General features: G+C 39.2%; 12 protein-coding genes. 11 read left to right on the top strand and 1 reads right to left on the bottom strand.

What is annotated here, in order from left to right:
- Positions 1–639 precede the first annotated feature (639 nt).
- From ACYSNQ_RS05465 to ACYSNQ_RS05415, 11 genes are all read left to right on the top strand, one after another.
- A complete protein-coding gene (locus tag ACYSNQ_RS05465; protein WP_426081837.1) occupies positions 640–1,548 on the top strand; it encodes an EamA family transporter in 909 nt (302 codons plus the stop codon).
- Between the two features lie 205 nt (positions 1,549–1,753).
- Positions 1,754–2,212: a hypothetical protein gene (locus tag ACYSNQ_RS05460; protein ID WP_426081836.1), complete on the top strand. Its 459-nt coding sequence runs from the start codon at positions 1,754–1,756 to the stop codon at positions 2,210–2,212.
- A 171-nt stretch (positions 2,213–2,383) separates the two neighbouring features.
- Positions 2,384–3,094, top strand: coding sequence for an NAD-dependent protein deacylase (locus tag ACYSNQ_RS05455; protein WP_426081835.1), 711 nt, complete (start codon positions 2,384–2,386; stop codon positions 3,092–3,094).
- A 12-nt stretch (positions 3,095–3,106) separates the two neighbouring features.
- Positions 3,107–3,952, top strand: a complete 846-nt coding sequence (locus tag ACYSNQ_RS05450) for a chorismate mutase (RefSeq protein ID WP_426081834.1) — start codon at positions 3,107–3,109, stop codon at positions 3,950–3,952.
- A 17-nt stretch (positions 3,953–3,969) separates the two neighbouring features.
- On the top strand, positions 3,970–4,485 hold the full coding sequence (locus tag ACYSNQ_RS05445; RefSeq protein ID WP_426081833.1) for a transcription repressor NadR: 516 nt from the start codon (positions 3,970–3,972) through the stop codon (positions 4,483–4,485).
- Positions 4,486–4,764: 279 nt separating this feature from the next.
- Positions 4,765–5,412, top strand: a complete 648-nt coding sequence (locus ACYSNQ_RS05440; protein WP_426081832.1) for a DUF3885 domain-containing protein — start codon at positions 4,765–4,767, stop codon at positions 5,410–5,412.
- A 14-nt stretch (positions 5,413–5,426) separates the two neighbouring features.
- Positions 5,427–6,230, top strand: a complete 804-nt coding sequence (locus ACYSNQ_RS05435; protein ID WP_426081831.1) for a hypothetical protein — start codon at positions 5,427–5,429, stop codon at positions 6,228–6,230.
- Between the two features lie 226 nt (positions 6,231–6,456).
- Entirely contained in the window at positions 6,457–7,953 is a 1,497-nt protein-coding gene (locus ACYSNQ_RS05430) for an aldehyde dehydrogenase family protein (protein ID WP_426081830.1), read from the top strand.
- 245 nt (positions 7,954–8,198) lie between these two features.
- Positions 8,199–9,233, top strand: coding sequence for an aldose epimerase family protein (locus ACYSNQ_RS05425; protein WP_426081829.1), 1,035 nt, complete (start codon positions 8,199–8,201; stop codon positions 9,231–9,233).
- Positions 9,234–9,343: 110 nt separating this feature from the next.
- A complete protein-coding gene (locus ACYSNQ_RS05420; protein ID WP_426081828.1) occupies positions 9,344–9,817 on the top strand; it encodes a GyrI-like domain-containing protein in 474 nt (157 codons plus the stop codon).
- A gap of 170 nt (positions 9,818–9,987) precedes the next feature.
- Positions 9,988–10,614 (top strand): hypothetical protein, encoded by a 627-nt coding sequence (locus ACYSNQ_RS05415; protein ID WP_426081827.1) that lies wholly within the window; start codon positions 9,988–9,990, stop codon positions 10,612–10,614.
- A gap of 37 nt (positions 10,615–10,651) precedes the next feature.
- On the opposite strand, the gene ACYSNQ_RS05410 is transcribed toward ACYSNQ_RS05415, so the two are convergent.
- Entirely contained in the window at positions 10,652–11,632 is a 981-nt protein-coding gene (locus tag ACYSNQ_RS05410) for an L-lactate dehydrogenase (protein WP_426081826.1), read from the bottom strand.
- Between the last annotated feature and the right edge of the window lie 573 nt (positions 11,633–12,205).

Genomic DNA, 12,205 nt, shown 5'->3' with positions numbered 1-12,205 from the left:
CAATGACTCATTACGTAAATCTGCTGAGCTTTTTCTTTTGCTTGGAATTTTTCTCAACAATAATACCGTCTAAATATTTAAGGGAAGTAGTGAATGTATTGATTTTATAGTTTTTTATCTGAAACTGCTTATGCTGTTAAGTAGCATTTTCGTCAAGTTTATATAGATTCTCAATAGTTATATTACTTGTCAAAGTCCTGAAAAAGCTCAATATGATTTCTCTATGAATCGTAAAAGGTGTCAAATATCTTCTCAATCTATAAGATAGCTCGTATTTTATCATGGTATTTTTCAAATATTTTTAAACGAAGGAGGAATCTGATCCAAAGTCTGCTGATAAATTTTTGAATCACTGAATAGGACTTGTCTTTAATGGATAATATATACGAAAGAAGATGGTAGCATTATTTTGGAAAAATCGTATCTAGTCATTTTCAACAGTAACCAATCCGTTGAAGCTCCAATAGTTGTTATTTATTATGTGAAGAATGGGTTCACCGTTGACCTTTTAACTTCTTTCCTGTACGTTTATTAAGATATGTCAATTTTGTAAAAGTAATGGTGTTATGCTCAGTATGCTGTCAGGGAATGAAAAAGGCGGCAGAGTTCAGATAGTTTGTTTGATTGGAGAGGATTTTTATGTGGTTTTTACCAGCGTTGATTACTGTGTTGGCATGGGGATCGGCGGATTTATTTTATAAAAAAGGAAACAACGTCAAGGACCGCTTTAGTGCAACCAAGACAACGATTATTGTTGGTTTAGTGATGGGGCTTCACGTTTTGTTTTATTATGTGATTTATGCTGGCATTGCTTACGATTGGCGAAATCTGTTTTTGTATCTGCCTGTTTCTTTCATGTATATCCTGTCAATGGCAGTTGGCTATTTTGGGCTGCGCTATATTGAATTATCGATATCCTCGCCCGTGAGCAATTCTTCTGGTGCGGTTTCTGCTCTGCTGACTTATTTTTTGTTGGGAGGCAGAATGGATGGGGTACAGTTTGGAGCAATTGCAGCAATTTCACTAGGAATCCTACTTCTCTCTATTATTGAAAAGCAGGAGTTTGATGAAGAACTCAAAGAAGAGGGAACCATAGTGGAAAAGAAGTATCGAATCGGAGCGGCTGCTATTATCTTTCCCATTTTATATTGCGTGATTGACGGATTGGGTACCTTTCTTGATGGTTATTATTTGGAGTATAAGCAAATTATGCCTGAAGATCAGGCCAATATGAGCTATGAGTTAACCTTCTTGATAGTCGCTTTAGTCTTGTGGGGCTATCTGGAGCTGATAAAAAAAGAACATGTCTTAGTCTTTAAAGAAAAAGATAAGGGACTCGCAGCATTGTTTGAAACGCTAGGTCAGTTTTTCTATGTTGGAGCAATTGCCTCTAATGCAATTATAGTAGCACCGATGATTGCTTCCTACAGCATTGTTTCGGTGCTGCTTGGCCGGATTTTTCTAAAGGAAAAGCTTAGTGTTAAACAGTACACTGTAATTTTGGTGATTATGATTGGAATTGCCGTCCTTGGCTTTTATGATGGCTAACGATATCAGGAGCAGAAGGAAAAAAATCCTGCTGCTCCTTTTTTATTTCCCCCGTTCTTTTAGCGAGGCTAGCTAAAAAAAGAGCGTCTAATGTTACTGAAAAATGGTATGATTTAAAGACAAGAGAATGAAATTTCTAAAATAGAAATTGAAGCTGTTCATTTTGAGCGATTCGATACAAGCTAAAAAGGGAGGGAATCTACTAATGATTAAAAGTACAAAAACGGTTCAGGAAATTTTAGAAGATATACTGTCAAAAGATCCTCAAAAGGTTTGGGCGGCCAGCTGTGCCATCATTTCTTTTGGGCAGGATGAAGAGGTAATCAACAAGCTGCTTCCCTTTTTAGATAAAATAAAAAAAGGAACAAGGGGTGTTGCTCTAGGCGGATATCTGGCACCAAACCAGCGCTTCGTTGATAAAGCGATTAAAACAATCAGCTTTTATCAGGAAAACAAGAGCTGTTCCTGCTGCTTATTTGATGAGCTGTCCAACCCTGTTGATGAGCAAAAAAACGGAAATGTCTTTCTGCTGGAAACAGTGGCTTACCCTGATAGTTCCTATGTCGATTATTATCGGGTTCAATGCAAAAAGTGTAATGCTGGCTATCAAGTCTTTGAGCGCCAGTCCCACTTCCCCTGGTGGGAGTGGATACTGCTAACGTGAGCTGTCATCTATTTTCAGCTGGGAAATCAGTTGTGAGCTGCTTAGGATCGTTAGAATTATCAGGTACTATATTCAAGTCATTTTAGCTATTAATGACTGAGCAAATGACTCTGCAGTCTGGTATTGAATAGACATTATCGTCTATAATAGAAAGCATAGGAGTTGGAAACTATGAAGATTATTAGCCCGGAAGACGGCATTCAAATAATGAAAGAATCAAAGGCAATCACCTTTTTAACTGGTGCAGGGGTCTCAACTGCCTCAGGCATCCCGGATTATCGTTCTTTATCAGGCGTATATCAAGGAATAGAAGCGCCAGAGTATTTATTAAGCCGAAGCTGCCTGCTGCGTGAACCGGAAAAGTTTTATGACTTTGTAAAGCGGCTGTATCATCCTAATGCAGAGCCTAATCGGATTCATTTGGCGATGGCTGATATGGAGAAACAAAAAGAAGTTTGGGTGGTCTCGCAAAATATCGATGGGCTGCACCAAAAAGCCGGCAGCAGGAATCGGATTGATTTCCATGGCAATTTATATGACTGCTGGTGCGAACGTTGTAAGCAGCATGTATCGGCTGAACAATATTTAGTCAACGACAGGCATGAAGGATGTGGAGGCCAACTGAGGCCGGGGATTGTCCTTTATGAAGAAGGCTTCGATGATCAGACGATTTCTGCAGCTGTGAAGGCTGTAGTTGCTGCAGAGCTGCTTGTAGTTGTAGGTACCAGCTTTCAGGTACATCCATTTTGTGATTTGGCTGCGTATGCTCGCCCCGATGCCAAGTTGCTGGTGATTAACCAAACACCGGTAAGACTAAGAGGAGAATATTTTTATATAGAAACCGATGCGATGAATGTGTTTAATAAAATTGAAGGAAAGTAAAGGATGGATAGCATGGAAACATTTAAATCAGAAAAACAGAAAATGATTGATGGGGAATTGTATTTTGCAGCAGATCCTGAATTAAGTGCTGCCCGTAGACATGCACGAGATCAAATGAAGCTGATTAATAACGAGACAGATCGTCAAGTTAGGAGACAGCTGGTGGAAGAAACCTTCGGTTCAGCGGGTACAAGTGTTTATGTAGAGCCGTCAATCAGTTTTGATTATGGGTTCAATATTCATGTTGGTAAAAACTTCTATGTGAATTTTAACAGTATTTTCCTCGATATTTGTCCAATTCGTATTGGTGATAACTGTATGTTTGGACCCAATGTGCAATTGTACACAGCTTCTCATCCGTTAAATCCAGGCAAACGGAACAGCGGGTTGGAATTTGGCAAACCAATTACCATTGGCGATAATGTCTGGCTGGGCGGAGGCGTGGTGATTGTTCCCGGTGTTGAATTAGGAAATAATGTCGTTGTGGCAGCGGGAGCGGTTGTTACTAAATCGGTTCCGGACAACTGTGTCGTAGGAGGAAATCCTGCTAAAATCATTAAGCGGATTGATGAAGAGGAAACAAAGCAGAATAGTCTGGAAGAACAGCGTAAAGCGATTGATTCTATTGATAGAGAAATGGTGGAGCTGCTGGAAAAACGAATGCAGGCAGTAGAGAAAATTGCTGAAATCAAGAAAGAACAAGGGACTGCAGTTTTGGATGAAAAAAGAGAGCAGGAAGTGCTGAAAAAAATCGGTTCTTATGTGAAAAAGGAAGAGTACAAAGAGGCTTTGTTGAAGACCTATCAGCAAATTATGGCGGTTTCCAAAGAGTATCAGACTGGGAAAATTAACAAGTAGTAAATGAGGTGAAAGCTATGGACGGTGGGACAAGACGTTCAGAAATTCTGGAAGTGCTGAAAACAGCGGAGAAGCCAGTCAGTGCCAGTCGATTGGCGAAGCGTTTTTCGGTCAGTCGCCAAATTATAGTCGGAGATATTGCTTTATTAAGAGCGGCTGGTTTGGAGGTAACTGCAACAGCAAGAGGCTATCTTTTGGAGCAGCAGGATGATAATGGGCTAGTAGTAAAGATTGCCTGTCAGCATCAGCCGGAACAGACAGAGGAAGAGCTGACTGCCATTGTTGAATTAGGCGGCGAAGTACTGGATGTAATTGTGGAGCATCCGATATACGGGGAACTGACGGGCAATCTGCGGATTAAATCGCAGAAAGATGTTGGGGATTTTATTAAAGCCTATAAAAAAAGCCGTGCCTCCCTATTGTCGGAGCTGACTGGCGGGATTCATCTGCACACCATTCGCTGTGAAAACCAGCAAATGGTGGAGGCTGTCAAGGAAGAGCTGGCACGTAAAGGAATTCTCTATCAGAATTAATCAGGCAAAAACTGATTCTAAGCAGCTGAATCTAGCGGACTGCGGGGCTGTTTATCAATCAGATGTTTTTAGAAACGTTGCTAGACAAGTATTGAGTATTTTTCATACTGTATACGAAATTCACAATTGAGAACGAGAGGCTGTGATGGCAGCGTTCAGGATTGTTGGCAGATCGTTTAATCGGTTTTGGGAGATGGAGACATAGGGTTGTCACATCTCCTTATTTTTGAAAAATCAATAGAAAGCTTATGGATTGAAGCGTAGATAGGACGGATAAGTATGAAAGAACTTTATCAAGAGGTAGTCACGCAGCTGCAGGAAAATTACATCTCTCAGTATGCAAATGGAAAGCCTTACTTAAAATTAAACGGTGAGCAGTGTTATCATTTTAGAATGAATTTATCCTATTTTTACAAAAGAATTAATGAGCAAACGCTAAAGAAAACAATAAATGTAGCGAATCGTTTAGTGGATGAAGTCTTCAAAAATGAGAGCAGAGCAGGAATCATTCAATATATCAATCAGCCAGGTCAGCTAATGAAATTCATAAAAAAAACAGCTATAAGCGACGACTACTATGTAAATTTGCCTGTTGAAGAGCGTTTTTTGAGAATATTAACCTGCAAGATAGAGAATATTGGGCTGCTCCATAAGCTGGTTATGGGAAGAATCTATCAGGACTTCAAACCCTATAGCGATACCTTTACTAGACTGGATAATCAAATTATCCTTGTGAATGAAACGAAGAAAATTCTTTTACATGTATACGATGACCGGGGCTGTGATGTTTTTTGCAAGGAAGAGCAGGATTATTTAGAGCTGAAACAGCTCTTTAAAAAATATATAGACAGCTATACTGCGCAGATGGAGGAGTTGAACTATCAGGTGCAGGAAAGTACGTATGGTGTTTCCTTTACCAAAAAGTGAGTGGGGTGATTTGTATGGGAAATCGCTGTTATTTGAACTCGGAAGCAACACAAATTTTTGAATCAAATAATTCCTTTCCTGTATTCTGGCTGATGGGCTTAAGCAATGCCCAGTTGCCGCTTATTCATCAGCAGTTGGAAAGTATTTTCCAAAAGCAGCAGACAGACGGGGAGTTTCAAGCAGTAACCCGAATGTCATTTAATGAGTATCAAAAAAATCTTGACCATCATACCGTCTACGTATCTAAGCTTTATCCTGAACTGCTGCCGCTATATGAAGATTTTAAACTGATAATAAAAAAAGAAGCACAAAAGCATGAAATGATTGAAATTTCCTATATAGAATATCTTAACTTTTTTACCTCTGCATCAGAGGTCTATAATGAGATTCAAGTACTATTTGATTCAATTTCTTCATGTGAAAAAACTACCTGGATAGATAAAAATGATCCTCTAGGAACGACTATTGGAGGAGATCGGTGGTCACATCATTCTTCGGAAAGCTTATCGGCAAAATATGAATCGCTGGTTGATAGCTTAGATACACCGGTGGTAACGAGTGAAGCTGCTAAAGGTATCAAAGAACCAACAGCCTTTTCTCTTTATAGAAAATTAGTTTCAGATATCTTTGTTTTAGTCATTTGTCTGATTTTAGCAGCTGCTTCTGCACTGATGTTAATTTTTACAGGAAATAAAGTACTCAGCTTTCTAGCAGTTTTATTTTTTGGAGGAGGCGGGCTATTTTTCTATTTTATAGAATTTAAAGAGCAGCAGACAGCGATTAAAAGTCATAGACAATTACAAAAAAATAGGAAATGATGAGAAAGTTGCTTCTGACCTCTCATTTATTCAGATTTTAAAGAAGTCAGAGTCTGGATATTTAATTACCTCTCCCATTTTTTTGTTTACGGATTCATGTTTAATCAGACTATACCAATTATGTGTAGAACAGATAGAAATGTACTGTTTTTAGAGATTTCCTTTACTTTTTTATTTAGTCCTTTATAATTGAAAGCGTAAACAAAAAAAGAAAGGTGGGATTTTTTTGGGTAAGACAATAGACATTCGGGAAGCAGTAGATGCTAATTATCAGTTATACATTAATGGTGTGTGGACAGCTGGTTCGGGAGATAGAAAGCTCACCAGTTATAACCCAAGTAACGGGGAGTCATTGGCAGAATTCGTTGATGCAACACATGAGGATGTAGATCAGGCCGTAGCAGCAGCGCAAGAAGCCTTCACCACGTGGAAGGATGTTGATGTAGCGACTAGAAGTAGCCTTTTGTTGAAAATTGCTGATTTGATTGATGCCAACAGTGAGCGGCTGGCATTGGCTGAAACATTGGATAACGGCAAGCCAATCAATGAAACGAGAAACATTGATGTTCCCCTAAGTGCAGATCACTTCCGTTATTTTGCAGGTGTGATTCGTGCAGAAGAAGGAACCCTTAAAGAGTTTGATAAGGATACGTTATCCTTGGTTATTAAGGAGCCAATTGGTGTGGTTGGTCAAATTATTCCATGGAATTTCCCATTGCTGATGGGCGCGTGGAAGCTGGCGCCTGCTTTGGCAGCAGGAAATACAGTAGTTATCCATCCATCATCTACCACATCATTAAGTTTGTTGGAACTATTTAAATTATTCGATCAGGTGCTGCCTAAAGGGGTAGTCAATTTGATTACAGGTAAAGGCTCTGATTCAGGCAATTACATGCTGGATCATGAGGGCTTTGACAAGCTAGCCTTTACAGGATCTACAGAGGTGGGTTATACAGTAGCTAAAGCTGCAGCTAACCGCTTGATTCCTGCGACATTAGAGCTAGGTGGAAAATCGGCCAATATTATCTTTGATGACGCAAATTGGGAACGAGCGCTAGAGGGTGTGCAGCTGGGAATTCTATTTAATCAGGGGCAGGTTTGCTGTGCAGGTTCCCGGGTATTTGTACAGGAAGGAATTTATGACCGTTTTGTTGCTGAGCTAAAAGCAAAGTTTGAAAAAATCAAAGTTGGTTTTCCTTGGGAAGAAGATACGCAGATGGGTGCTCAGGTTAATGAGCATCAGCTGGAAGGTATTTTAAAATATGTAGATATAGGTGTAAAGGAAGGTGCGACACTTCTTACTGGAGGGAAACGTGTAACACGTGACGGTCTGGATAAGGGCGCCTTTTTAGAGCCAACTTTATTGGCAGATGCGGTTAACTCTATGTGTATTGCTCAGGAAGAAATCTTTGGTCCTGTTGCAACAGTCATCAAATTTAAAACGGAAGAGGAAGTCATCAATCTGGCCAATCAATCTGATTATGGTCTAGGCGGCGCAGTATTCTCTCAAAACATTAATACCGCACTAAGAGTTGCCCGGGGCGTACGGACAGGCCGGATGTGGGTCAACACATACAATCAGCTTCCTGCTGGTGCACCATTTGGCGGGTATAAGAAATCTGGTATCGGCAGGGAGACGCATAAATCGATGCTGGATGCCTATACTCAAATGAAGAATATCTATATTGTCACAAAAGATGAGACAGATGGACTGTATAGTTAAATAAAAAGTATGCAGGCTGCCAATTGCGCAGTCTGCATACTTTTTGTAGAGCAAACAATTTAAGGAAAACAGAACAATCCTTGCTCTTGAGTAAAAAATTTAGTAAAATATTTATCGAAAGTGTAACTGCTTACATCTCTTGTGATTGACTAAGAGAAGCTATCAGAATGCTATATAGAGCTGCTTTCTCTGTTGGCCAAAAGAGAATAAGGGGCTTGAAAGAATCAGATTAAGGAGGAAAACATATGAAAATTACACAAAGAGACTTTGGACAGGGAGCAACTCTGTATTCATTAAAAAATGAAAATGGTGTTCAACTGGAAGTAACCAATTTTGGTGCTAGAATCGTTAATTTGTTTGTACCTACAAAAAAAGAAAAACGAAATATTGTCTTAGGGTTTGATTCTGTTGAGGAATATTTGGCACAGGATATGTATATTGGAGCAACAATCGGCAGAGTAGCTGGGCGGATTAAAGATGGAACTTTTACACTGGGTGGTCAGACTTATCAGACGGATAAAAATGATCATGAGCTGCATACGCTTCACGGAGGAGCACCTTCCTTTGAGGCAAAGCTCTGGGATGCGAAGCTGGAAGAGTCGGAAAAGAAAAGTACTGTGATTTTCTCTCTAAAAAGTAAAGCTGGCGAGCATGGCTTTCCAGGTGAATTGATGGTTTCAGTTTCTTATACGTTAACAGAAGACAATGAATGGTGTGTGGATTATGAAGCACATACTGACCAGCTAACGTTGTTTAATCCAACGAATCATGTATATTTCAATCTTTCAGGGGATGTAGAGCAAGCAATTGACGACCATAAGCTGTTTATTGATTCTGATCAATTTGCCTGCATTGATGAGGCAGTGATTACAACGGGAGAAAAGCGCTCAGTCACAGATACAGCATTTGATTTTAGAAAGGCTAGAAAGCTGGAAACAAGTTTCAATAGTCAAGATGATCAAGTAAAGGCTGTAGGCGGATTTGACCATCCATTTTTCTTGAATAAACCTTCGATTGAACATGTTAGCGCAGTGTTGACAAGTCCAGATGAAGCGGTTCAGGTAGAGGTATTGACGGATTGCCCAGCAGTTGTTGTATTTACTGCGAATTTCAATGGTGCAGGTCCTGTGATTCGTGGAAAGAAATTAACAGATCACGGCGGAATTACCTTTGAAACTCAGACCGCACCTGGTTCAGAACGCTTTGAAGATTTTGGGACCATTGAAATTCAGCCGAATGTCCCGTTTCGTTCAACAACGATTTATAAAATTACAGAGTAGTACGTTAAGGAATCATTCAGAGCATTCTAAAAAAGAGCATTCCCGGTCAAATAGTGCAGCTGGACATATGCTAAAGTATAGCTATTAAGAATACTTGGAGGTACATGACTATGACGCAAATTGCTGAAATTACATTGAAACAGCTGCCGGAAAGAAAGATGCTGGCGATTCGCCGCACGATTGACTTTTTTGGAGAATATGCGGAATTTATGGGGGAAACAATCAAAGAATTGATGAAGCAGATTCAACAAGCTGGTTTACTGCCTGCCAGCGGTCCGATTGTCTGTTTTCATAATGTCGATTTGAGTGCACTCGATTTAGAAATAGGCTTTGAGATTTCTGCCCCTATTTCCGCAAAAGGAGAAGCTGTGTTTGCTGTTTTACCAGTTCAGACAGTGGCAGTGACCATTGACCGAGGTCCCTATGAAGCGCAGGATCCAACATTGGAAGCGCTGATGAGCTGGATAACGGAACAAGACTTTATAACAACAGGTGGTATTTATTATCATTATTTAAATGATGAAAGTCAGCCGCCAAATGAGTATTTGACTGAGATGTATATTCCTTTGAAAGTAAGAAGTTAAAAATAGCTATAACTCATATTATTTATGAAATGAAGGAGGAAGGAAACACCTTCCTTCTTTTTTTGTGGTAAAATACAATAAAAATGTTACAAAAACATTGCTGTTGAGTTTCTTTTGTGTTACAATATCATTACAGAAGATGAAGGGTTAAAATTAGGAGGTGCAAAAGAATGAAAAAGAAATTTGTATTAATAGGCATTGCTGTAGTTTTGCTAGCTGGATGTTCAGGAAAGAGTAAAGAAACTGAATCGACAAAAACAGAAAGTAGTAATAGCAGCTCTGTAAGTAGGTCTACTACGAAAGAAACAGCTAGTAAAGCTACAGATGAGACAATTTCAGGAAGTGAATCTGTTACAAGTGACGCTTCAAGTGTTGATGCTGATTATCCTTATACTGTTCCCGTTACAGCTATTCAAAATATTGTGTTTGCAAATGGAGGAATGAATGTTCCGCAAACGATAGGCGTAAATTTTACCAATGAATCTAATGGGAAAATCACTTTTGAGCAGGCCAACCCAGATGCAATGTTCACTACAGTCTATTCAGCAGCCTATCAACAAATACCTACAAAGACAATTAGAATTTTTAGTGAAGGTGCAAATGGAATTCGTACGGTAAGTGTGAATACAGAACTAGTGATGGGAACAAAGGTAGAAGATGGAAATGGTATCAATCTTGAAGGGAATATGTATGTTTTTTATAATAACAATGGGGGAATTTCTCTAATTACGCCAAATTATGCAGGAAATGTAGCAGTAGAAGATATGGATGTTATGTTGGAATACTTAGTGAAATAAATAGAAAAAAGTACGCCAGCCGGCGTACTTTTTTTGTTTATTTTTCTTCAGCTTCAAACTTTTCAAAAGCGGATTGAATAACTTCTTTTAGTGCTGATGCAGAAGCGTTCATCCGGTCTTTTTCAGAATCTGTCAACGGAATTTCAATGACTTGTTTAATTCCTTGACGATTAATGACTGCTGGAGCACCGATGAAAATATCATTTTGTCCGTATTCACCATCCAAATACACGGATAATGGGAAGACAGAGTTTTCGTCATCCAAAATTGCTTTAGTAATACGTGCTAGTGCAACGGCAATCCCATAGAAGGTTGCTCCTTTTTTATCAATAATAGAATAGGCAGCATCACGAACACTGAAAAACAGATTAACCATTGCTTCTTCGTCGACATCTGGATTGTTTTTCACCCATTCGTAAATTTGCAAACCGGCAACATTGGCATGAGACCAAACAGGAAATTCTGTATCGCCATGTTCTCCTAAGATGTAGGCATGCACATTACGTGCATCAACATCAACTAGTTCAGCGATAGCCTGACGGAAACGGGCTGAATCTAGTGAAGTTCCTGAACCGATAACGCGTTCTTTTGGAAAACCTGAGAACTTCCATGTAGAATAAGTTAAAATATCTACTGGATTTGCAGCGACTAGGAAAATACCATTAAAACCAGAGTCAACAATTTGGGTTACAATCTCTTTATTGATTTTCAGGTTTTTATGAACCAAATCAATTCTTGTTTCTCCTGGTTTTTGTGGAGCACCCGCTGTTAGTACAACAAGATCTGCATCATGACAGTCGTCATACGTAGCAGCGTAGATCTTTTTAGGAGAAGTAAAAGCTAAAGCATGAGAAAGATCCATTGCATCTCCTTCAGTCTTTTTCGTATTGATATCGATGATACCAACTTCCTGAGCGATGTTTTGAGTAACAAGAGCAAAAGCATAGCTGGAACCGACAGCACCGTCCCCTACTAAAATAACTTTTTGGTGATCTTTTCTATCTGCAGCTGCAGTCATGTGTACCATTCCTTTCGTAGGTTTGTTTATTACAATGATAGTACCACCGTCTAAGAACTTTGTCACGCATTTTAACTTTAAAATAGTACAGTTTTTATCGCTGTTATAATTGCAAGCTCTTACATGCTCGGTATTTCACTATTCTTGTTTTTTTAAGTTTTTTCAAAGGTTTGGTCTCTTGAAGGATAGGTTTATTGTTTTTTTAAACTTTCATATATATTGGAACAGCAAAATCTGTGTTATACTATTGAGACAGAACCTGAGCCGCAAATATGCTGCTCGGCTATTTTGTGTTGAGGTTGAGACAGAAACGGTTAGCTTCAAGCAATAAGCAGGGATTTATGAAAATGACAGGAAACACGAAGGTAAATCATTCGATGTTGACTGATTCCTACCTGGTGCTCCACAAATTGTTGTTAAATACCTGCTTATTGCCGAAGAAGTTGTTTCTATTCTCACCGTTTATTCGGTTTTAAGCATACTAAAAGTTTGGGAATTTAGTTATATCCCAGACTCCGTTTCTTGAACGACTAAAAAGTAAAAATTAACCATGCGTTGTTTGTAGCTGCGTCT

It is taken from the genome of Enterococcus sp. LJL51 (assembly GCF_054871795.1).
Note: the sequence above shows the minus strand (reverse complement) of the source record. Positions and strands in the feature narration are given on the sequence as shown.